Origin of the sequence: Luteibacter flocculans, from assembly GCF_023612255.1 — a bacterium.
In the GTDB taxonomy this organism is placed as follows: Bacteria; Pseudomonadota; Gammaproteobacteria; order Xanthomonadales; family Rhodanobacteraceae; genus Luteibacter; species Luteibacter flocculans.
On the sequence record NZ_CP063231.1, the window covers coordinates 2,431,987 to 2,454,656 of the forward strand.

Annotated in this window: 20 protein-coding genes; 5 read left to right on the forward strand and 15 right to left on the reverse strand. The window is 65.0% G+C overall.

All coding sequences use genetic code 11. The features are described from left to right. Nucleotides 1-48: 48 nt before the first annotated feature. The 10 genes from IM816_RS10300 to IM816_RS10345 all read right to left on the reverse strand — a co-directional run bounded on the left by IM816_RS10300 (nucleotide 49) and on the right by IM816_RS10345 (nucleotide 9,920). The gene (locus IM816_RS10300; RefSeq protein ID WP_250338011.1) at nucleotides 49-441 is read right to left on the reverse strand and encodes a hypothetical protein; all 393 of its coding nucleotides are present in this window, start codon (nucleotides 439-441) and stop codon (nucleotides 49-51) included. Nucleotides 442-642: 201 nt separating this feature from the next. Beyond that, the gene (locus IM816_RS10305; protein WP_250338012.1) at nucleotides 643-1,269 is read right to left on the reverse strand and encodes a hypothetical protein; all 627 of its coding nucleotides are present in this window, start codon (nucleotides 1,267-1,269) and stop codon (nucleotides 643-645) included. A 9-nt stretch (nucleotides 1,270-1,278) separates the two neighbouring features. Then, nucleotides 1,279-2,985, reverse strand: coding sequence for a putative porin (locus IM816_RS10310; protein ID WP_250338013.1), 1,707 nt, complete (start codon nucleotides 2,983-2,985; stop codon nucleotides 1,279-1,281). Between the two features lie 56 nt (nucleotides 2,986-3,041). Next, nucleotides 3,042-3,719 (reverse strand): energy transducer TonB family protein, encoded by a 678-nt coding sequence (locus tag IM816_RS10315; RefSeq protein WP_250338014.1) that lies wholly within the window; start codon nucleotides 3,717-3,719, stop codon nucleotides 3,042-3,044. Nucleotides 3,720-3,723: 4 nt separating this feature from the next. Next, a complete protein-coding gene (locus IM816_RS10320) occupies nucleotides 3,724-4,131 on the reverse strand; it encodes an ExbD/TolR family protein (RefSeq protein WP_250338015.1) in 408 nt (135 codons plus the stop codon). A gap of 10 nt (nucleotides 4,132-4,141) precedes the next feature. After that, nucleotides 4,142-5,917: a DUF2341 domain-containing protein gene (locus IM816_RS10325; protein WP_250338016.1), complete on the reverse strand. Its 1,776-nt coding sequence runs from the start codon at nucleotides 5,915-5,917 to the stop codon at nucleotides 4,142-4,144. Between the two features lie 37 nt (nucleotides 5,918-5,954). Further along, nucleotides 5,955-7,559 carry a ShlB/FhaC/HecB family hemolysin secretion/activation protein gene (locus IM816_RS10330; protein ID WP_250338017.1) on the reverse strand — a complete coding sequence of 535 codons (1,605 nt, stop codon included), beginning with the start codon at nucleotides 7,557-7,559 and terminating at the stop codon, nucleotides 5,955-5,957. 131 nt (nucleotides 7,560-7,690) lie between these two features. Next, nucleotides 7,691-8,668 (reverse strand): FecR family protein, encoded by a 978-nt coding sequence (locus IM816_RS10335; protein ID WP_250340739.1) that lies wholly within the window; start codon nucleotides 8,666-8,668, stop codon nucleotides 7,691-7,693. Nucleotides 8,669-8,673: 5 nt separating this feature from the next. Then, the gene (locus IM816_RS10340; protein ID WP_250338018.1) at nucleotides 8,674-9,210 is read right to left on the reverse strand and encodes an RNA polymerase sigma factor; all 537 of its coding nucleotides are present in this window, start codon (nucleotides 9,208-9,210) and stop codon (nucleotides 8,674-8,676) included. A gap of 2 nt (nucleotides 9,211-9,212) precedes the next feature. Continuing rightward, entirely contained in the window at nucleotides 9,213-9,920 is a 708-nt protein-coding gene (locus IM816_RS10345) for an STN domain-containing protein (protein WP_250338019.1), read from the reverse strand. 184 nt (nucleotides 9,921-10,104) lie between these two features. On the opposite strand from IM816_RS10345, the gene IM816_RS10350 reads away from it, so the two are divergent. After that, nucleotides 10,105-10,452, forward strand: coding sequence for a hypothetical protein (locus IM816_RS10350; RefSeq protein ID WP_250338020.1), 348 nt, complete (start codon nucleotides 10,105-10,107; stop codon nucleotides 10,450-10,452). Nucleotides 10,453-10,492: 40 nt separating this feature from the next. Here the strand turns inward: IM816_RS10350 and gspD are convergent, their stop codons facing one another. Next, nucleotides 10,493-12,817 carry a type II secretion system secretin GspD gene (gspD, locus tag IM816_RS10355; protein WP_250338021.1) on the reverse strand — a complete coding sequence of 775 codons (2,325 nt, stop codon included), beginning with the start codon at nucleotides 12,815-12,817 and terminating at the stop codon, nucleotides 10,493-10,495. Nucleotides 12,818-13,011: 194 nt separating this feature from the next. Beyond that, nucleotides 13,012-14,424, reverse strand: coding sequence for an NADP-dependent phosphogluconate dehydrogenase (gene gndA / locus IM816_RS10360; RefSeq protein ID WP_250338022.1), 1,413 nt, complete (start codon nucleotides 14,422-14,424; stop codon nucleotides 13,012-13,014). Nucleotides 14,425-14,669: 245 nt separating this feature from the next. On the opposite strand from gndA, the gene IM816_RS10365 reads away from it, so the two are divergent. From IM816_RS10365 to ykgO, 4 genes are all read left to right on the forward strand, one after another. After that, the gene (locus IM816_RS10365; RefSeq protein ID WP_072321197.1) at nucleotides 14,670-15,389 is read left to right on the forward strand and encodes a CoA transferase subunit A; all 720 of its coding nucleotides are present in this window, start codon (nucleotides 14,670-14,672) and stop codon (nucleotides 15,387-15,389) included. 11 nt (nucleotides 15,390-15,400) lie between these two features. Beyond that, entirely contained in the window at nucleotides 15,401-16,036 is a 636-nt protein-coding gene (locus IM816_RS10370) for a CoA transferase subunit B (protein ID WP_250338023.1), read from the forward strand. Between the two features lie 318 nt (nucleotides 16,037-16,354). Then, on the forward strand, nucleotides 16,355-17,269 hold the full coding sequence (locus IM816_RS10375; RefSeq protein ID WP_250338024.1) for a LysR substrate-binding domain-containing protein: 915 nt from the start codon (nucleotides 16,355-16,357) through the stop codon (nucleotides 17,267-17,269). An 88-nt stretch (nucleotides 17,270-17,357) separates the two neighbouring features. Continuing rightward, a complete protein-coding gene (ykgO, locus tag IM816_RS10380; protein WP_029213509.1) occupies nucleotides 17,358-17,483 on the forward strand; it encodes a type B 50S ribosomal protein L36 in 126 nt (41 codons plus the stop codon). Between the two features lie 275 nt (nucleotides 17,484-17,758). Here the strand turns inward: ykgO and IM816_RS10385 are convergent, their stop codons facing one another. From IM816_RS10385 to IM816_RS10395, 3 genes are all read right to left on the reverse strand, one after another. Further along, nucleotides 17,759-19,507, reverse strand: a complete 1,749-nt coding sequence (locus IM816_RS10385) for a sensor domain-containing diguanylate cyclase (RefSeq protein ID WP_250338025.1) — start codon at nucleotides 19,505-19,507, stop codon at nucleotides 17,759-17,761. Nucleotides 19,508-19,804: 297 nt separating this feature from the next. Beyond that, the gene (locus IM816_RS10390) at nucleotides 19,805-21,424 is read right to left on the reverse strand and encodes an OFA family MFS transporter (protein WP_250338026.1); all 1,620 of its coding nucleotides are present in this window, start codon (nucleotides 21,422-21,424) and stop codon (nucleotides 19,805-19,807) included. Nucleotides 21,425-21,611: 187 nt separating this feature from the next. Beyond that, nucleotides 21,612-22,667: a LysR family transcriptional regulator gene (locus IM816_RS10395; protein WP_250338027.1), complete on the reverse strand. Its 1,056-nt coding sequence runs from the start codon at nucleotides 22,665-22,667 to the stop codon at nucleotides 21,612-21,614. Between the last annotated feature and the right edge of the window lie 3 nt (nucleotides 22,668-22,670).

The following is a 22,670-nucleotide window of genomic DNA, read 5'->3' on the forward strand; positions in this document are numbered from 1 at the left end:
GGAAAACGGAATGTCGCGGCGCGGCGCCGCGTTGTGTTGCATCGGCGATCACGGCGTATCCCCGCCCGCGAAGTCACCGGTCATCGTCGCCACTTCGTCGTTGAGTTCGGGAAGGGCGGCGAGCTCCTTCAATTCGTCGCTGTTCAACTCGCGCAATACGGCTCGGATAGCGAGACGACGTCCGTCGTGCAACCACGCATTGAGCACGCTGGCGATCGCACGGATCGCGGGCAGCGCCGTCTCTTCCAGATGCGGCTTGCGGTGACGCAGGCCGTCTTCCACGGCGTAATGGACGCGCGAACCAAGAAAGGCAGACGACTCGCGCAGCAGCTTCTCCAGCGTCTCGCGCGAACAGCGCTCCATCAGCACCTCAGCGGCCCTCGCCTGACGTGCCGCGAACAACTGCCGAAGCATCTCCGCCAGTGCGTTCATGCAGCTCATGCCGCAGGTCCGTGCATCGACAGCCGCGCGAGCGCGCGACGCGCGCGGCTTCCTCGCGCGGGGTTCGGCGTGGACAGAGAGATCATGATCGGGATACACAAGCCACCTCGCGGCGAGTGCAGCAAAAGAAGGGACCTCCGTGTCCGGTGCGGTGTCCGGTGCCTTCCCTTGCGCCCCACCGCTGGGCGAAACTCTTCCCGTTCATGGCGTCGCGGACGCCTGGCCGGCGCGCGGATCGAAGCGCTGCTCGTAAAGCTTGTCGCCGAACGACTGTGCGGCGTTCTCCAGCTTCGCCCTGGACTTTGCTGCGAACGGTTGCCGCGAGGCGATCACGTCGCCAAGGTCGAGGTTTTCATAGGCAGCGATCACTTCCTGCCCGACCCGGTACATCTGCACGTTGCGCGCGGTGCAGGCGTCTACCTGCCCCTTGGCGACATCCAGTTCCTTCGCCAGCCGTGCCCGTTCGCTTTCCGCCGTGCGCAAGGCCGTGGCGGCCGAGCCTGCCTCCGCCTTGCCGCGCAGTGCTTCGGCCTCGGCGACCTCGCGACGCTGGCGTTCGACCGCGAGCGCGCGACTCGCCTCCGGCGACACGCCGCTGGCGCTCTTTGCCGCCGCGCGCGCCGTCTCGGCATCCTTCTTGGCCTCGTCGCGTTCCTTCTCGAGCGCCGCCTTCTCGGCCTCCCATGCCGACTGGCGCGCCTGCAATTCCTGCACCTGCGTGCGTGCCTCGCGTAACTGGTCGCGAATGCGGCTCTCCAGGCTGGCTGTCTGCGCATGCGCCGCCGGCAGCACGGCGAGCAAGGCAATGGCGATGACGGTACGTTTCATGTCGCCTCCTTAGAACCGGGCATTCATTTCGAGCTGGAACACGTCGATGGATAGCGGCGGACCGAAGACTTCCTTGGCGTTGAGGTAACGCGCGGTCAGCCATGCGTAGGTCGAGATGCCGTAGCTGCCACCGACGATGAAGCCCTTGGCATTGGTGCCACCGAGATGGAAATCGGGATCGGCCAAGCCATCGAGCGTGGCATCGGGCTGCAGGTACTTGTAGGCCAGCGCGACGTTCCAATCCCCCGCGGCGTGCGGGTTCACGTCGCCCAGCGTGGCGCGCACCATCCAGCCGACGGGGCCGCTCTTGTAGGTCTTCTCGCTGAAGTCGCCCGCGCCGAAGTTGTTGACCAGCCGGTTCAGGCCCACGTCGGGGCGGAACGCGTCACTACGGTGATAAGCCATGTTGCGGAGGTAGTCGGCCTCGATGCGCAGCGGCGTGTCTGCCACCTTCATGTCGAGCCGCGTGGTCGCATTCGCCACGTGATAGTCATAAACCAACCCGACGTATTGCGGCTGGGCGTATTGGGTCGGCGAGTTCGGATCGGGCACGATGTTGCGGATCAGGAACAGCGAGTTGCCCTTCTGCATGTACGCAGAGCGGGTGGCGTCGGTGTCACAGAAGCTCGCGCCGAGGTAGATCGAACACGGCGACGACAGTTCGCCGCGCATGTGGTCGAAACGGTAGTAGGCGAGGGCCACCTTCCATTCCGTGTCCTCGTCGAACTTCCAGGAGCCACCGAGCTGTGCGCCGGTCATCCACTTGTCGCGGCTGGCACTCTTGACGCCTTGCCGCGACGGAAAGTCGTCCGCCTGGTATTCGATCGGGAACATGCCGACCGTTGCGAACGCACCGACGCTTTCGGTCATCGGCACGTTGAATTTACCGGCGATGCCATCGAAGTTGAGGTCGTTCGCGTAGAGCAGATCCGTGCTCAGGAACGGATTGGTCATACGCCCGCCGATCACCTGCGCCCACGTGGTGGGCTTCCAGGCGAGCCACGCCTGATCGAGCCAGAGGTTCTTCTTGACGAGACCGCCGCCCAGCGTCGCCGTGGTGGACACCGGATTGTTGTCGTCGCCCGAGCCGATCCGGATGCCGGCCGTCACGGTCTCGCCAAGATCGACATTGACGCCGAGGCGGGCGCGGATGCGCAGCGAATTGGTACGGTTCTCTCGCGTGTTGAGCAGCGGCGGCGGGTTCACACCGTTGAGGTCATACGGGCCCGTGCGGTTCAACTGCGCGAAGTCCACCACCGGATAGGCATTGCCCTTGTCGTAGTAGTGAAACTCGTCGCGCACGCGCATGTCGCCGGCCCAACTGATCCGATCGAGCCATTCGGGAAGCGCCCCGGGCTCGGCCCAATGCTCGCTCTTGGCCTGCGCCACCACTTCCTGACGCAGCTCGTCCTTGATCTGGTTGCGCACCACTTCCGGCACGTAGGTCACGCGTACCTGGCCCGGCGTGGCAGGCGCCGCATTGGCCGTGCCGGCCAGCGTCTTCGCTTGCGCCGCCTCGGCGTTGGCCTGAGCGATCAGCCCATCCGCATCGGCCTGGGTCAGTACGCCGCGCTTCACCAACAGGCGTACGAGGTTGATGGTGGCGTTGTCCGAGGGCGCGTTCTGCGCATGTGCGGCACCCGTGCACAGCGCGAGGCCGATGGTCAGGGCCAGCATGGCTCGCGCGGGACGATGGCGGGCCTTTCCGATGGTCATGCGAACTCTCCGGTATCCAAGGTCTTGGCGTTCGTGGAAGCGTGGGTGGACGGCGCTCATGCGGGTCGTTTCCCGCGGATGGCGACGCGCAAGGGGAAATGCAGGGATACTGGCGGTGCTACGTCGATCCGCGGCATCGCGCGCAACGCGTCGAGCAGCGCCGCGTCGTTCTGAGCATTGCCGGTGGAGCCGACCAGCTCCGCGCGGGTCAGTTGGCCCGAGGCGTCGAGCCAGATGTCGGCGCGCACGTCGAAGACAAGCCGATTGACGCGGTCGTCGCGCTGCATCGCTTGCTGGATGGCGTAACCGAGATACTGGTCGTAGCTACCCATGCCAGTGCCTGTACCGCCATTGGCACCTACCATGCCGCTGCCATCGCCCGCGCCGATGTTGAAGGCGTCGCCGCCCGCCTGCGCGTCGGCGTTCATCGTCAACTGCTTCGCGACGTCGTTGCTCGGCTTCGGCGCATCGACGGGCTTCTGCGGCACCTCCGTCGGTTTTTCGTCGACCGGCTTCGGTTCGTCGGTCTTCTTCGGCTCGGGCGGCTTTTCCTTCGGCGGTGGAGGCGGCGGAGGCAGCGGAGTGATCGTCGCGATGCGCGGCGCTTCCCGACGCACACCGACGCGGCTGCTGGAGAAGTGCCAGATCGCCACGCCCAGCAACAGCAGTGCGACGACGCCGACCGCCTTGCCCAACCAGCGTGGGGTGCCCTGACGGGGTCCGTTGCGGCTCACGCGATCAGTCCTTGGGTGCCTTGCCGGTGACCAGGCCGACCTGCGGCAGGTCCACCCGGCGCAGCAGGTCGAGAATGTCCATCACCTTCTGGTACTGAACCGTCGAATCGCCCTTCACCACGACAGGGAAATCGGGATTCAGCGCCTTCAGCGAGCGCAGCCGGTCTTCCAGTTCGGCGAGCGTCACCGGATAGGCGTCCAGATAGATCTGGCCCGTCTCCGAGACGGTGATCGCCTTGGTCTGCGGCTTGGCCATGCTGACCGCCGCGCTCGCCTTGGGCAGGTTCACCTTGATGCCCTGCACCGATGCGGTGGTCATGATGATGAAGATGACGAGCAACACGTACGCCAGGTCGAGCATCGGCGTGATGTTGATGTCGTCGTACGGCTTGTCGTCGTCCTGGGCGCGCATGATCCGGACCTCAGGCCGCGACGGCCGACGGATGCACGACGCGCTGCTGCTCAGCCAGGCGCGTCACGAACTCGTCGACGAACACCTGCATGTTCGCCGTGACGTTCTTGTTCCGGATCAGCAGGTAGTTGTAGCCGAACAATGCGGGGATCGCGACGAAGAGGCCGGCCACCGTGGCAAGCAGTGCCGCCGCGATACCGGGAGCGATGGCGTTGACGTTCACGTCGCCTGCGGCAGCAATCGCCGCGAAGGTGATCATCACGCCCACCACCGTGCCGAGCAGTCCAAGGAAGGGGCCGCCGGAGATCGCGATCGTCAGCATCACCATCGACTTCGCCAGGCTCTGGTTCTCGCGCACCAGCGTGGCGTCCATGGTGGCGCGGATGGCCTCGATCGATTCGGAGGCGATGTGATCGTGCCCGTCTTCGTCGCGGCGGCTCCACACTTCGGCAGCGCCTACCTTGTACAGGCGATACAGCGACGAATCAGACAGGCGCGACGCGGTGGGGTCACGCGACAACGCGAGGATGTTGCGCCCCTGCTGACGGAACGCCTCGAGGAAATCGTCGTTGGCACGGCTGACGCGATTGACGTACGACGCACGCTGCCACATGACCACCCAGGACAACGCAGCCATCGCGAGCAGGATGCCGATCACGACCCACGCGTCCACGGTCACCGACTTCACGATAATGCCGAAGTAACCGAAGCCGATGCCGGCCTGCTTTTCATCGGCCCCATAAGCGAGCAGCTTGGATTCGGCGCCCTGCGACTGCGCGTCCACGGCGATGAGCGCTGCCGGGCGCGCGACGCGCGACACCCGCACTTCGTCGACCAGGCCGGTAAATGGCACCACGCCATCGGCCTGCGCGTTACCGTCGCCGCCGACCGTCGCCTCGCTGGTCAGCGCCGGCAGTTTCGCATCGAGCGTCGCATACGGCCGACCATCGACATATAGCTGGATGGCGGCGCCGCTGGCGACGACGGCGAGATGGGTCCATGCGCCCGCCTTGATCGGCTCTCCGGCCGCGCTGGTGGCGTCGTCCAGTTGGACGAAGGGCACGCCATTGTCGAGCCCGACGAGCAGCTTCCGATCGCCTTGATGGCGGGCATACACGACCGTGCGCCCGGCCGGCATCGGATCGGGCTTGATCCACGCGCTGAAGGTGAAGCTGCCGCCCTCGGCGACGTTCATCGAGACACCGCCAGGCAGCGTCATGAAGGTCGTGCCATCCAGGCGCGCCGCCTTGCCGATGACCCCGTCTACCGTCGGGACAGCGTTGCCGATGGCATTGTTGCCGTATGCGGTCGCATCATGCGGCGGCGTACCGGCAGCATCCTCGAAATGATAGACGGCGGCGTAGTCCGCATCGAACACCGCGCCCGTCTTCTCGGCGCCCTGCGCCTTCGGATTGCCGTAGTACATCCATATCTGCTGCTGACTGTCGGCAGCCAGTTGCGGCACGTCGACCCAGACCAGCCCCACGCCGAGCACCGGATCGAAGCTTTCGATCTGGTAGTTCAGCGGCGTCTTGTCGTCGGCGGCCACGAAGCGCACATCGGCGCCGCTCTCCGACACGCCATCGAAGGTGAAGTTGCCCGAATGCAGGCGGACGAGCAGCGGCACGCGCCCCACGGCTGTGGCGACGTTGCCGCCCTTGGCCGTCGTATCGAGGGTGATGGCCTTGCGGAAGGCGAAGTCCTGGTTCCACCAGGAGCCTTCGGCATGGGCCGCCGGGATCCCGCCGAGGATCAACAAGCAGGTCAGGAACAAGAATCGAGTCACGGTGATACCCCTGGATGGTTGCGCTCGGACCGGGCGGTCAGAGATCCGCCTTGAGTGAGAAATGGATGCGCGTGTCGTGCGCGCGTGTCGCCTGCCCGTCCTTGAAGGGATAGGCGAGTTCGAACGCGCCCGTCGCGACGTTGAAGATCTGGAAGCGCGTACCGAAGCCCGCGCTGGAAAGGTTGTAGCTGCTGACACGGGTGCTACCGGCCGCTGGATTGGCGGGATCGATGAGGCTGGGCAGTGCGTTCATCAGCACGAGATGTGCAGCGTCGACGAAAGCGTGGAAGCGCCAGTCGTTCACCCAATGACCGATGTGCGAGGCGATGGAAGGCGTGCGCAGTTCGATGGAACCGGTGACGCCGTGGTCGGCGGTCTGTTCGGCTTCCAGATAACCGCGCACGCTGCTTTCGCCACCCGCGGCGTACTGCTCGCTGGAGATCAGCGACGAGTTGGAAAGCTGGCCGCCTAGCCGTCCCGCCAGACTGAAGCCGTTGTCGAACTGGCGCGTCCGCCCGCCATCGACCTTCACGTAGAAGAAGTTCGCCCGCGCCTTGTAGCGTTGGTTGTCGAACTCGGCCGCGTCGCTTCCGCCTGCACGGAACCCCAGCGTGCCGCTGATGGCGATCGTGCTGATCGAGCGCTCGCCGGTCGATTGACCCTGGTAAGTCACGTTGAGCGGGATATAGGTAATCGGCGCCTTGGACGTCTGCCCTGCCAGGCTGATGTTCTGGTCGAAATGTTTACGGGTCAGCCCCATCGACAAGGACTGCGAATACTCGGCGTGCGTGGGCAGCGTGCGGATGAAGCTGAAGCCGAACGCATTGCCCTTGCCTAGCACCGTGGTACCGCCCACCGCGTTGGCGTTGCTGTTCGAGCGGTAACCGGACGTGAGCACGCTCCAGTCGCTCGACAGCGGCACCATGTACGAGCCTGCCCAGACCTCGGCCGCGTTGCGATCCTGCGGCGCCACGATGTAGGTCAGCGATGCCGACTGACCATCCTGGAACAGGTTGTCGTCGCGCACGCTCGCTACGGTGCGCAACTCGGGCGTATTCACGCTGTGGTCGTTGTTGACTTCGAGGCTGGCGTGGAGCGGCGAACTGTCGGTGACCTTCAGCGTCACGTCCATGGTCTGCGGCAGCTTGCCCGGCGCGAGTACCGGCACTACCTGGGCGCCGCTGCGGCGGTTCACGTCGGTGAGCTGCTGCTGCGCGTCCACGAAGTTCGGCACCTCGCCCTCGCGCAGCGCAGGGACGGCGTCGCGGATGTCCTTGGGCGAGTGGTAGGCGGACCCTTCGACGCGTACTCGGCCGATGGCGTTCTCCGTCACCTGAAAGCGGATGATGCCGCCCTTTACCTGCTGCGGCGGAAGATCGACGACGACCGACTGATACCCGTGCGCCTGATAGGTCTTCTGCAAGGCATCGCGCGCGGCACTCACGTCGTTCATCGACTTGCCGGGGCCGAGAAAGGGATACACCGCCGTCTCGATGTCCAGCGGCTGCAACGTCGTGTTGCCGTCCACCACGTACTCGTTCACGTCGAACGCCGCGGGCGCGTCCTGGGCGCCAGCGCCAGTGGAAAGTGCACATGCGACAGCCAGCGCGAGCGCGCGCCGCAAGGCAGCGATACGCGTCATGCGCTCACCTCGATGGATCGTCTAGCCACGCCGAACTTCCCCTGTCGTTCCGTTTAACAGAAGACGCGCGGGGCGCCGCGCCACTGAACCACTGTCACTAAAAATTCATCGAATCCGTTCGGCCGACAAACTCAGCTCAGCAAGACCCAGCCACCCGGTAGATGCGTGGCGTGTGCGCCGTAGGCGTCCTGGATCAGCGTCGCCACGTCGGCCATCTGGTCCAGGGTGAAACGTGCATGCACGCGACGCGCGCCGAGCGTGCGATCGGTGATGACGATGCGCCCGGGACGGTAGCGATTGATGTCCGCGACAACGTCGGCAAGCGGCTGGTTGTCGTAGATCAGCACCTTGTTCCGCCAGGACAGCGCGGTGTCGGGATTGACCGCAGTGGGGGCACTGACGCCACGGGCGTCGAAGGCCACCTGCTGCGACGGCTTGACCACCACATCGCTCGCACCGACGGAGAGCCGGGTTTCCCCATCGAGGCAGGTGACCGCCGCTTCGTCGTCGATGCAACGGATCGCGAAGGATGTACCTGGCGCGGAGACAATCCGTCCCTCGGCAAGCTCCACCACGAACGGTGAGGTACGCGACGCGTCGATCCGCACCACGGCCTCACCGCTGTGCAGACGAAGATGCGCGCCGCGGGCATCGCCGCCACGCAGACCGATATCCGACGACGTGTTCATATCGACGACGACGCCCGGTGCCACGCTGACACTGCGCTGCTCACCGACCGCCGTACGCCACCGCGACGCATCGCGATCCGCACCTAGGTCAAGGCCCAGGTCGAGCCCGTAGCGGCCGACAAACACCGCGGCCACCGAGGCACTGACTGCGGCGGCGAGGAACGCGCGGCGATTCATGCGTATGCCGTGCCGTGGCGGAACCCGCGCCGTGCGCCGTGCGTTTTCTTCATGCATCGCGATGGCGGGCCCAAGGGCTTCCCACATCTGCCGGGTCCGGGCGAAGGCCTCAGCGTGCTGGGCGCTCGACAGGCACCAGCGACGGAACGCCTCGCCGTCCTCGCGCGTGGCCGCGCCCGAGGTCAAATGGACGAGCCATGCCCTCGCCTGTCGCTCGCTTTCCTGGATGCCGGTGCTTCCCATATCGTTCAAGACGATTCCCCGGCGCCCGGACCGAACCGCTGGATCGACTGTCGTCCCACTTTTGTGGCGCAGGTCTCAAGTGCCTTCTTCAGCTCCTTGCCCACCATGCGCACGGAGATGCCGTGCCGGGCCGCGATATCGGCTTGCGGAAGTTCGTCCACGCGCGCGGCAATGAGAATGTCCCGCTGGCGGCGGGTCAAGGCGGACAATGCATCGCTCAGCGCAGCAAGATCCTGCCGCGAGGACAGCACCGTGGGCGGATCGAGGCTGTCGCCTGCGCCATGAATGAGTTCATCGATCTCTTCGCCGGTCAACAGGCGGCGCGAGGCACGATGCTGGTCCGTTGCCATGTTCAGCGCCATGCGGAACAGGTAGCCCATCGGCTGGACGGCGCGATCGCTGGCGGCGTCCAGCCGCTCCACCTTGAGATAGGTTTCCTGCAGCGCGTCATCGACGAGATCGTCGGACGGCAAGCGACGGCGCAGACGCCGACGGAAGTCCTCGTAGTTATCGACGAACAGCCCGAGCAGCGACGTGTCCATGCCTAGCTCTCCCACACGGGCGATCCGCGGCAGGGATCGGCACCGTTGAGCGAAGGCCGCAACAGGATCGTCATGGGACTGAAACGGTGGAACGCCGCGTCGAGGTGCAAGGCACGCAAGGTGGACAGCACACGATCGTCGCGTGTCGGATCGTCGGACGGGGTAAGAGCGACGGCATCCGCGACCTGCCCTGCCGGATCGATCCAGACCTGCATGGCGAGTCGATAATGACCGGGACGGGTGGAAGCACGTGCGCAAAGCGCACGCTCGATGGCCTCCTGCACGGCAGCGGCAACGCGATCGTCCGGCAACGCACCGTCGGCAGCGGACGGCACGGCATCCGCAGGCAAGGCGTCGGAGGCACTATGGATCGCTGTGACCGTGAACGCATTCATGGATGAAAAGTGCGCGGTGAGACCGCTGTCGGCGAGTAACAGGCGCAACGCGTCGCGCGGTTCGAGCAGCGCGTGGACTGCCGACGAGCGACGTCCCGAGGCAAGGTCGTCGTCGAACAGAACGGCAATGCCGGCCGTCTCACTGAACGAGCGCAGCGCGTCGGGCAGGGCTTGTGCATCGATGTCGAAGCGCATTGGCGCATGCGTGTCTTCCGATCCCTGCGAGGTCCCCATCGACGTCAAGGCCCGTGCCATCAGCCCGGTTGGCGCGAGCAGGACCATGCACGCGACGAGCGCGAGGACGCTGCGTGCCACGATCATTCCTCGTGCATAAACGGACAGGACGGGAGTCGTCTTCGCGTGCAGGCTAGGCGTGCCGGATGACAGAACGACGCTATCGCGGTGACAGCATTAATGACCGACATGTGACACGTTCACGCGCGCTCACCCGGCCAGGTGCATTCGTGTTATCCCTGCGCGAGGGCACGGAGGAACGACCATGCATATCCGGCAATTCGTTACGGCGGCGCTGGCTTTTGCTCCGCTCGCGGGCGCGACGCAGACGGTCGTCGATCTGCCCGGTATGCACGCATCGGCCGAAACGGCCTGCGTCGAAACGACCGATGGTGCGAGAGCCGCGTTGTCGTACGCATGCCTGAATCGCGCGATGGCGGCCACGCAGGACGGCGGACACTTCGGGCTCGGCACGCCCGTGGGCGGCCGACCGACGAACACGCTTGGCCTGTACAACGCCAGCAGCCTCAGTCACCGCATGGGGCAGAACCTGGGGATCTCGGTCGAGCCCTTCCGCCCGAAGACCAGCTACCCGAATCCCTTGGCGCACTGACCGCCCCGCCGCCCTGACGGCACCGGGGCGGCATCGCGTGCTACGGCTTGAGCGGTACCGTCACGGTCGGCTCGGCGGCGGGTCCTGCCGCCTGACCGCGGTACGGCCGCAGCGACTCGAACTTCTGCTGGTATTCGTCGGTGACCTGCTTGGCCTGTTCGCCGTTGCTGATGACCCGCGGGGTGATCAGCACGATCAGCTCCGTGCGATCGCGATTGCGACTCGTGGACCCGAACAGGCGGCCGAACACCGGAATGCGATTCAGACCCGGAATGCCGGTGTCTGTAGTGCCTTCCTGTTGCTTGATGAGGCCGCCGAGCAGGACGGTCTGCCCGCTCTGCACCGCCACCTGCGTGGAGACTTCGCGCTGCTGGATCGGGAAGTTGCCCGTGGTGGTGTCCTTCTGCCCGGGCGCGCTGACCACCTGGTTGATGTTGAGGTACACCAGGCCACCCGGATTCACACGCGGACGCACGTTGAGGATCACGCCGGTGTCCTTGTATTCCACCTGCCCGATCGTGTTGTCCGTGTTCGCGTTGGTGTTGACGAAGGTCTGCGTGATCGGAATCTGGTCGCCGACCTGGATGTGCGCCTTCTGGTTGTTCAGCACCACCAGCGAGGGTGCGGACAAGGTCTTGGTGTTACCGCTGGTTTCCATCGCACGCAGCGCGACCGAGAGATTGTTGTTGACGAACGAGTAGAAGAAGCTCTCGCCGCCGTACGTGGCTCCACCGTTACCCAACGCCCACTGCTGCTTGTTGCCCGGCTGGGTGGGCTTGCCATCGGTGCTGCCGACCAGGCCTTCGAGGTACCACTGCACGCCGAATTCGAAACTGCCCGTCAAGGCCACTTCGAGGATGCGCGTCTCGATCTGCACCTGCAGCGGCACGGCATCGAGGCGCTTGATCGCCTGCTCGATCTCCGTCCATTGCGACGGACGGCAGCGCACCATCAACTGGTTGTTCGAATCCACCGACGTGATGCGCACGCCGTCCTCGGTGGTCACGGGACCACTGCGCTGCCGGCGGGAACCGGAGTCGTCATCGCCGAGCCCGCCGCTGCCGAACGACGACATGCCGCTGCCGGTAGAGCCGTTCAAACCGGACGACCCGTTCAGGCCGGACGATCCGTTGAGACCGTTGTTGGACGTGTTGAGCAGACCATTGCCCGACGAACTGTTGCCAAAGGAGCCAGTGGTGCTGCCGAGACCCGAACCACCGCGATTACCGAGATCGCTGTCGCCGCCGAGCGTGCCCGACGTCAGGCCCGGTCCGACGCGGCCACCGCGATCGCCCGACCCGCTGCCGCCACTGCCACCGCCGTAGATGTCCGAAAGATAATCGGCGAGATCCGAAGCCTGCACGTTGCGCACGTCGTACACGTATAGCTGCGGCTCGTTGCCGCCACCGCGATCGATGCGATCGATCCAGCTCTTGACCTCTTCCAGATACGCGGGCTGCGGGCTGATGACCACGAGCGAGTTGGTCCGCTCGATCGGAATGAAGCGCAGCAGGCCCGCCATGGGCGTGTTGCCCTTGTCGCCGAAGAGCTTGTCGAGCGTGGGGGTCAGATCCTTTACCTCGGCGCGCTGCAGGCTGAACACGCCGACCGACATGCCGCGCAGCCAGTCGACGTCGAAGGTCTTGACCGTGCGCTCGTAGTTGTCCAGTTCGCTCGATGTGCCGGCCATGACCAGCACGTTGCGCGTAGGATCGGCCAGCAAGGTGGCATCCGGCCGCGCGAACGGCTTGATCAGCTTCTGCATCTCGGTGGCGGAAATGAAACGCAGCGGGAACAGGCGCGCCTGCAGACCGCCCGGGGGCGCCGTGGCCCCGATACTCGGCACGAGGTTACCGGCTACGGCGTCCTTCGCCGGCAGCACCACGTAACGGCCATTGCTGCGCACCAGGGCGTTGCCGGTCCAGGACAGCAGGGTCTCGAGGATCGGCAGCGCTTGCTCGCTGGTGACCGGCTGCGAGGTGGAGAACGATACGTTGCCCTGCACGCCCGGTACGATCGAATAGTTTTCGTGCAGCAGGTCGCCCAGGATGGCCTTGACCACCGATTCGACCGGCTGGTTCTCGAAATTGAAGGTGACGGTGCCCTCGCCCGCGGCCACCGGCCGTGGCTTCGCGAGCCCGACCGGCTTCACGAACTCGCCGGTACCCGTGGTGATGTCCGGGGCCGCCGCAGGGGGTACCGCCGGGTTGGCCGTGCCCACCGCGAGGGGGCGTGGCACGGGCTTCTCCGTACCTGCCAGCGCTTCGCGCTGCAACGATCCGTCGTCGCGCGGCTGCGGCAGCGTCGTGCATCCGGCAAGCGCGACCGCAAGCGCCGTAGCGCCGATCAAAGAGCTTTTCAGCATGGAACAACGTACTCCCTCGTTGGACACGGCACGATACACCGACACAGCTGTACCGGCGATTCCGACAACTCTAAAGGGAGGGTTCTTACAGTGCTAGCGTCAGGCAGCGGACTTGCGTCATGGATCGCACGAAAAATCCCGACCACCGGCGGGATGCGGCGCCGGTTCGCGCCGCATCCCCTTGCCTCAGCCCGTCATTCCGCCCATTCGGCGTGGAAACTGCCCTTGTCGTCCACGCGCTCGAAGGTGTGCGCGCCGAAGAAATCGCGCTGAGCCTGAATGAGGTTGGCCGGCAGGGTCTCGGCGCGATAGCTATCGTAATAAGCGATGGCGGCGGAGAACCCGGGCACCGGCACGCCGACACGCACCGCCTCGGCCACGACCTCGCGCAGCGCCGCCTGGTATTTCTGGGCCACGTCGCGGAAGTACGGGTCGAGCAGCAGGTTGCGCAGGCCCGCATCGTGCTGGTAAGCATCGGTGATCTTCTGCAGGAAGCGCGCCCGGATGATGCAGCCGGCACGGAAAATTCTTGCGATCTCGCCGTATTGCAGATCCCACCCGTTCTCGTCGGACGCCGCGCGGAGCTGCGCGAAGCCCTGGGCATAGGAGATGATCTTGCTCATATAGAGCGCGCGACGTACCGACTCCACGAACGCCTTCCTGTCCCCGCTGAACGACTCGCGCGCCGGCCCCGCGAGCTGCTTGCTCGCCGCCACGCGCTCCTCCTTCATCGAAGAAAGCACGCGGGCAAAGACCGATTCGGTGATGAGCGTGAGCGGCACGCCGAGATCGAGCGCGCTCTGGCTCGTCCACTTGCCCGTGCCCTTCTGCGCCGCGCGATCCACGATCATGTCCACGAGCATCTTGCCGGTGCGCTCATCCTTGCGCCGGAAGATCTTCGAGGTGATTTCGATGAGAAAGCTGTCGAGTTCGCCCTCGTTCCACTCACGATAGACCTCCGCGAGTTCCTCGTTCGAGAGGCCGACCACGTGCTTCAGCACCGCGTAGCTCTCGGCGATCAGTTGCATGTCGCCGTACTCGATACCGTTGTGCACCATCTTCACGTAGTGGCCCGCGCCACCCGGGCCGATATAAGTGACGCAGGGCGCACCGTCGGGCGCCTTCGCAGCAATTTCGGTGAGGATCGGCGCCACGAGGTCATAGGCGTCGCGCGGGCCACCGGGCATGATCGACGGTCCTTTCAAGGCACCCTCTTCGCCGCCGGAGACGCCGGTGCCGATGAAGTGCAGCCCATCGGCGGCAAGCTCTTCGCCACGGCGAACCGTGTCGCGGTAATACGTGTTGCCACCATCGATGAGGATGTCGCCCTTGTCGAGCAAGGGGCGCAATTGCTCGATCACTGCATCGGTACCTTTGCCGGCCTGCACCATGAGCAGGATGCGTCGAGGTTTCTCGAGCGAATCCACGAAGTCTTCCAGCGTATACGTGGGAACCAGCTTCTTGCCTTCGCTGGCAGCCATGACCTCGTCGGTCTTCTCCTTGCTGCGATTGAAGATGGATACCGCATAGCCTCGGCTCTCGATATTCCAGGCGAGGTTGCGACCCATCACGGCCATGCCGATGACGCCGATCTTCTGCTTGCTCACGTTGCTTCCTCCGCGCGGGGATAGTGGATGGACATTGAGGACGAACTTCCGAGCATCAAGCGCCAGCGAGTGTGCAGGGTCTTGCAAGAACCCGACACAGCGAGGCTTCCGCCGCTGCAGTGCAGCACGAAACATGGGTCCGGCGCGCGTGCATTGGACCAAAGGGCAGCCACGGCAAACGCTGGGCGTCGGCTATCATGGGCGGCGAACCGGCGGCGGGACCGTCCGGATGGAATCGATGACGCATGAACCAGGTGAAGTCGCACTCGCGCGACAAGCGTGTCGCCACTGCTCGTGAAGCGCTGGCGGGTCTCGTAGCCGACGGACAGACCATCGCCGTCGGCGGTTTCGGTCTCTGCGGCATTCCCGAACTGTTGATCGAGGCACTGCGCGACTCCGGGGTCACCGGCCTCACCGCGGTGTCGAACAACGCCGGCATCGATGGCGTCGGTCTCGGCATGCTGCTCACCACCCGCCAGATCAAGAAAATGGTCTCGTCGTACGTCGGCGAGAACAAGGAATTCGAGCGCCAGTACCTTGCGGGCGAACTGGAAGTGGAATTCACGCCGCAGGGCACGCTGGCCGAAAAACTGCGCGCTGGCGGCGCCGGCATCCCCGCCTTCTTCACCCGCACCGGCTATGGCACGCAGGTGGCCGAAGGCAAGGAAACCCGCGAATTCGATGGGCACATGTACGTGATGGAGCGCTCCATCGTCGCCGACGTGGCGCTGGTCAAGGCGTGGAAGGCCGATCCGTCGGGCAACCTGGTGTATCGCAAGACCGCGCGCAACTTCAATCCGATGGCCGCCACGGCCGGCAAGGTTTGCGTGGCAGAGGTCGAGATCATGGTCGAGATCGGTGAACTCGATCCGGACCAGATCCACACGCCCGGCATCTACGTCGATCGCATCGTGCACAACCCCGCGCCGTCCAAGCGCATCGAACAGCGCACCGTGCGCGCCTGAAGGAGATCACCATGGCCTGGAACCGCGATCAAATGGCGCAGCGCGCCGCCCTGGAACTCTCCGACGGCGACTACGTGAACCTCGGCATCGGTCTGCCGACGCTGGTGGCGAACCACCTGCCGGACGGCGTGGACGTGTGGCTGCAGTCCGAGAACGGTCTGCTCGGCATCGGCCCGTTTCCGACCGAAGACGAAGTGGACGCCGACCTCATCAACGCCGGCAAACAGACGGTGACTGCACGCGAGGGGGCATCGTACTTCTCCAGCGCGGATTCCTTCGCGATGATCCGCGGCGGCCATATCGACATCTCGATCCTCGGCGCCATGCAAGTGACCTGCGAGGGCGACATCGCCAACTGGATGGTGCCCGGCAAGATGGTCAAGGGCATGGGCGGCGCGATGGATCTGGTGGCCGGCGTGAAGCGCGTCGTGGTGCTGATGGAGCACATGGCAAAGGACGGCTCGCCCAAGATCCTCACCGAATGCACCCTGCCGCTGACCGGCAAGGGCGTGGTGAACCGCATCATTACCGATCTGGCCGTGTTCGACGTGGGCCGCTCGGGCCTCGAGCTGATCGAGCTGGCCCCTGGCGTGGACGAGGCCACCGTGCGCGCCGGTACCGGCTGCGACTTCACTTCACGTCTTTGAGAGAGCCAAGGCGGGAGCCAGCCTGCTGGCGATGGGTGCGTGCCGCCGGCACCCATTGCCAGCAGGCTGGCTGCCACCGAGCGCTGAATCATCGAGGCCTGAATTACCGGGGGCTGAAATAAAGTCGCCCCGCAGAGGACGCCTCAGCATGGGCCTCGGGGGGGGAGGTAGGCCAGATGCCGGTAGTTAGCGTCGATGCGGGGCGAGGAACCTACCGACCCAGGGGGAGGGGTTGGTGGTAGGCCGGGAAGAATCATAGATTTCCTAGGAAATTCCGGCCAATATATCTTTCAGCACCCACTTATACGAAAAACGACTATGTTCGATCTGCGCCAGTTGCGCTATTTCGTCGAGGTGGCGGAGACCCTCAGTTTCACCCAGGCGGCTCAACGCCTGCACATCTCGCAGCCGCCACTCTCCCAGCAGATTCAATCGCTTGAAGCCGATCTCGGGGTACGCCTGCTGGACCGCAATCGGCGACGGGTCGCGCTGACCGAGCCAGGCCGCCTGTTCCTTGTGGAGGCCAAGGCCATCCTGGCGCGTGCGGAAAGCGCTCGGACCGTGGTAGCCGAAGCGGCGGCGGGATTCACCGGCCAACTGCGGCTGGCCTACGCCGTGTCGGTCTCCTTTCACCCGGCGCTACCGGAAACCTTGCTGCGGTTCTCGCACGCCGCGCCCGGCGTCAGTCTGCACCTCGGTGAAATGCTTACCGGAGCGCAGTACGACGCGATCCTTTCCGGGCAGATCGACGTCGGACTGCTGCGAGCGCATCCCTCGGGCGCGGCCAACGCTCGTCAGCTCAATGTCGAGGTTATCGACCGCGAACCGCTGGTGATCGCCCTGCCCCCGCATCACCGGCTGGCGAAGCGTGACGCCATCCGCATGCAAGACCTGGCCGAAGACAGCTTTGTCGCACCACCGCGGATACACGCCACCACGCTGACCGATCGGCTCGCCCTGCTTTCGAACAAGGCCGGGTTCCGTCCGATCATCCGCCAGGAGGCCCAGCAGATCCCATCCCTTCTGCCACTGGTCGCCGCCGGCCTCGGCGTCGCGCTGGTGCCTGCCTCGCTCCGCGCGGTTCATATGAGCGGCGTGACCTTCGTCCCTGTGGACGATCCGGAAGCGCACCTGTTGCTTGCGGTGGCCTCGCGCGTGGACAATTCGTCCCCGGTGCTGGAGAGCTTCCTGCGCACGGTGCGCGAGGCCAAGGCGAAGCTCGGCCTCGGCTGAAAGACGAACGGCATCCGGGGCTTGCGTAACCTGGGCGAGATCGCTAGAATTCCGTTTTTCCTTGTCCGTAAAGTTTCAGGAGCTGGCCGTGAAGGTGCTTTCCTCTTTGAAGTCCGCGAAGTCGCGTCACCGTGACTGCAAAGTCGTTCGCCGTCGCGGCAAAGTGTTCGTGATCTGCAAGAGCAACCCGCGTTTCAAGGCTCGTCAGCGCTGATCCAGCTGCGACGTGTCGAAAAAAAGGCCGCGAAAGCGGTCTTTTTTTTTGCTTTTGCGGAAGCGATGAGTCACCAACGAAGCAAAGGTAGGAGCCACCCTGGTGGCGATAAGCCAACGAAGCGGTGTAGCAGCGAGGCAAGTTCCCATAAGTCCCCATCGCCAGCAGGCTGGCTCCCACCAGCGAGCCCGGCAGCTCCACCGGCAAGCCCCCCTCGCCGCCATGGCGGCTCCCACACTCTCGATCGGGCATCGACGTGTGGATTCGTCGCCAGACTACCCGCGCGCCTCACTCAAATACGGCGAATCGGGAATATCGCCCGTGTCGCCCATGAAGACGCAGTTCCGGCCGGCTCGCTTGGCACGATAGAGCGCGGCATCGGCCACGACGAGCAGCCGGTGCAATTCGAAGCCGCAAGGCACGGTGCTGGCGACGCCGAAGCTCGCGGTGACCGACGGCGCCGGCTTCCCATGGGGACCAGCCGCCGCGGCGATGGACAAACGCAGTTGTTCGGCACGCGCACGCGCCTGCGCCGGGCTGCAATCGGGCAGCAACACCGCGAACTCCTCGCCCCCCAGCCGACCGAAGACATCGCAAGCGTGCAGCGCACGGCGGCTCACTTCGACAGCGCGCTTCAAGACCTCGTCGCCCACAGCGTGGCCGAACGTATCGTTGACGTTCTTGAAGTGATCGAGATCGAACAGGATCAGGCAAGCTGCGCGGTCCGAACGCGCGCCGTAGGCCAGCACGCGTTCCGCCTGCTCGACGAAGTGCTCGCGGTTGCAGATGCCTGTGAGGCCATCGCGGCGCGCCAGCTTCATGAAACGAAGCTGCGAGCGACGCAGTCTGAGCACCAGCCAGATGATCGCGGCGAGGCTCGCGATCAGCACAACGATGTAGAGCCGCCCCGTCTCTACTTCCTTGCGGTCGAGCGCCCCGGTCAGGCGCAGGATTTCGTTCTGCCGGCTCAGCGCATCCACTTGTGCCTTGCGCGCGACGACCTGCTGATCGACCATCTTGAACGCCAGGCTGCGCGCGCTGACGTCGTCGAGATAGGCCTTGTCCGCCGCCATGTATTTCTCGTGGAAAACGAGAGCGGCCGATGCATTGCCCAGCTTTCGTTCGATCTGATACAGCACCTCGTAGCCCACACGACGGGAATCGGTGAACTCGTTAGGAATGGCGCCCGCCACCGCCGACTGTGCAAAGCGACGTGCATTGGCGAGGTCTCCGAGCGACAGATAGGCCTTGGCGAGCGTTGCATCGAACTCCGACAGCAGCACCGGGTAATCGAGCCGTCGCATGGTTTCGCGGTGTGCCGCGAGCACTTTCACGGCTTCTGCCGGACGCCCCTGCGCCAGATGGAACGCGGCGATGTCGGCGCGCATGTTCTCGGCAAACACCTGATAGCCCGTGCTCTCGCACACCTGAAGCGCACGTTCGAACAAAGGATCGATCGACACCAGGCGATTCGCCTCGCGACGCGCACGAAGAAGGTGCTGCGCACCGAAGCAGATGGTCTGACCTGCAGGCGGGTTTTCCATCATGTCCTTGGCATACGCTTCGGCCTGCTCGAACTGACCGACCGAACTGAGCAATTGCGACGCCTCGCTACGCGCGGCGAACAACGCATAGCGATCGCGCACCGAACGCATCAGTTCCTGCAACTGCGTGAGACGCGTGAACGCTTCCTCGTAGTGATGACTGTTGCCGAGCAGGTTGATCAGCGTCGCCATTGCGCGAAGCCGCAGCACGTCGCCGGTCGAATGATCTACCACGTCGCTCAGCCAACGGCGACCTGCGTCGTAGTCGCCTTGCCATGTCGCTCGCCAACCCTGCAGGAAATGCAGACGCGATCGTTCGATCGGCGCAAGGTCCGCCTCGTGCGGCGCCATCTGATCGACCAGCCGGGAGAACGTGGCGAAATCCGTGCCCTTGACGGCATCGGCGCGGTCGAGAATCGCCGATGGCGTCGGATCGCTTACGCCGCCCGCCTGAGCCGTTGCGAAAACGACCAGCAGCAACCCCAAAGCCCAGCGTAGGCATCGCTGTACGCGCGCCGCAGTTCGGCCTCGTGCCGAAGACGACACGCGGAGCAATGCCGCACGGCTGCCAAGGCAGCCGGCATGCTGGATAACCCTCCTCCCCATCACCTCATCCTCTGAGTGCAGGGGCCATACCCTGGCCCTGGCGGCTGTCCTCCCCTCGAGGTCCCCCGCGCACGGATCATAGCCCCGGCCGGGAGCGATGGAGTAGTAGGCCAGCCGGCCGGGTTCGAAGGGTTGTGACGCGGATCGAGAACCCGAGGTGAAGGCCGCGGGCTAGAGCAGCGCTGCCGCCTTCTGCAGGGCGATCCACACGCCGATGAGGAAGGGAATGCCCACGGCCGCCCAGGCCAGGACACCCAGCACACCGAACGGTCCGCGCGCCGCAGCGGCGAGGTCCACCGCGGACGCCGGCGCCTCATGCTGCAGGGAACGCTCGCGCCGGAGTTCGTCCTCGGTCATGTGGTGTTTGCTGGCAACCGGCCGCACCAGGAGGTTGCAGACCAGCCCCACCAGCAGCAAGCCGGCGAGGATATACAAGGTGCGGTCGTAGACGAGGTTCTTGGGCACGCCCGCACTCAGTTGCGCTTCGCGAAGGCTGGCGATCAACACCGGACCGACCACGCCGGCCACGGACCACGCGGTGAGCAGTCGTCCGTGAATGGCCCCGACCATCTGTGTACCGAAGAGATCGGCGAGATAGGCGGGAACGGTGGCAAACCCACCGCCATACATGGAAAGGATCACGCACACGGTGACCACGAAGGCAGCCGCCATCCCCAGATGCCCCAGTGTGGGCAACAGGCAATACAACACGATGCCGAGCACGAAGAAGACCACATAGGTGCGTTTGCGGCCGAGAACGTCGGAGGCCGACGCCCAGGCCAGCCGGCCCACGGAGTTGAACAGGCTGATGAGCCCCACCAGCCCGGCCGCGGCAGCAGCGATCGCCGCCTTCTGAGCCGTGGTGAGTGCGGTGGCGGCATCGGCCCCGACCAGACGCGCACCGAACACGTCCTGGAGCATGGGGCTGGCCATCGAGATCACCCCGATGCCCGCCGTCACGTTCATGCACAGCACGCCCCAGATCAACCAGAACTGCGGCGTCTTCCAGGCGCGATTGAGATGGACGTGATGCGGCGTGACCAGCGGCGCGCTTGCGGCGCTCGCCTTGGGCTGGAATCCGGCCGGCTTCCACCCGTTGGGCGTGACGCGGAAGCCGAACGCGCCCAGCGACATGGCAACGAAATACAGCGCGCCGAGACACATCAGTGTCGCGGCCACGCCCGGCACGTCGCCCTGCTTGAAGACGTCCATGAGCTTGACCGCGATTGGCGCGCCGATCAATGCGCCGCCACCGTAACCCATGATCGCGAACCCGGTCGCGAGGCCGCGGCGGTCGGGAAACCATTTGATCAACGTCGAGACCGGCGTGATGTAGCCAAGCCCCTGCCCTACGCCGCCAAGCAACCCGCAGCCGAGATAGACGAGCCAAAGCTGGTGGATCGCTACGCCAATGCCACCCAGCACAAGTCCACCGCCCCAGCAGCAGGCGGCGATGAACCCCGCCTTGCGTGGGCCGGCGTGCTCAAGCCAACCGCCCCAGATGGCAGCCGCGAGACCCAGCATGGCGATGAAGGTTTCGAAGATGTGGTTGACCGAGGGCACGGTCCAGTTGCACGTCGTGGTGGTCAACTGATCGAGAAAGCCCTGGCTCGCGCACAGGGCGGCATCCGCGCCCGGTACCAGCTTGGTCATCGGCAGCCAGAACACCGAGAAGCCGTAGGCCATGCCGATGCATAGATGGATCGCTAAAGCGGCCGGTGGAACAAGCCAGCGATTGAACCCCGGTCCTGCGATCGTACGTTCCCGCGACAGCCATCCACCTGCACCCATGACCTACCCCCTGCTTGAAGGTTGACCCACCCCGCATCGCATCTTAGGCAGGTTCCACCTCCGCACCACCCTACGTTGGTCTTATGGACGGCGGATGGTTGGAGTTGCAGGATGCGAGAAAATCGCAAGAAAACACCGGTGCGGCGCACAACGAAGCGATCGGCGATGTTGCGATGCAAACCTCCCTTCAGGCGGTCGTCGCGTACCGGGCGTGGCGCGAAGTCTTCACCGACGAGGGAGTGGCCAGTCGCGCAGCCATGACCTCCCCCGCATACGACGCACTGCACGCGCGGATAGACGCCACCATGAAGTCGATGAAGACGCGAATGCGTGCCGGCAACTGCCGGCGGCTCTGGTAGCAGATGTAATGCCCGCAATCGTTGGGTGCGTAGTGAGGAAGGCACGCCACGAGTTGCCCCGAGCGCAGGTACTCGCTCACCTGATAGCCCGCGAGCTGCGCGATGCCACGGCCTTCGAGCACGGCCTGCAGCACGAGATCGCTGTCGTTGAATGCTTCCATCGCGGGTGGCAACAGCTTGCGCGAGTCGCCATCCACCGAGAATTCCCATTCGGCAACCCGTCCCGATGCAGTGCGGAAATGGATCGCACGCTGGGCGAGTAGATCGTCGATCCGCTCGATCGGTCCGCGTCTTTCCAGGTAGCCCGGTGTTGCGCAGACGAAGAGATGCATCGGCATGATCTGCCGCGCGATGACCTGGCTGTCCTCCATGCGGCCGTCGCGAAATGAGACATCGACCCGGTCGGTGGTGAAATCCACGACGCGGTCGTCCAGCATGAGATCGACTGCGATCTCGGGATACGCGTCGCGAAACCGGTGCAGCAACGGCGCTACGACCTTGCGACCGAATCCCACCGGGGCGGCAATGCGCAACTGGCCGCGCGGCGGCCCATCGCGAAGTTCGCGCATGTCGTCCAGCGCCTGCGCGATCCGTTCGATGCCCGGGTGGCAGTTCTCGAAGAAACGTTCGCCTTCACGGGTGAGCGAGGTGCTTCGTGTGTTGCGCGAAAAGAGCCGCGCGCCGACCTGACTTTCCAGCTTCTGCACGCTGCGGCTGACCGCCGACCGCCCGATACCGAGACGATCGGCTGCCCGCGCAAAGCTGCCTTCCGTTGCCACGGCGATGAATGCGACGACGCCCGCGTACGTGGCCGAGAACGATGTCGCCAGCGCGTCGGGAACGACCAGGGCAACGGAGGATGAGGTGATGGCTCGCAGGGCCATGGC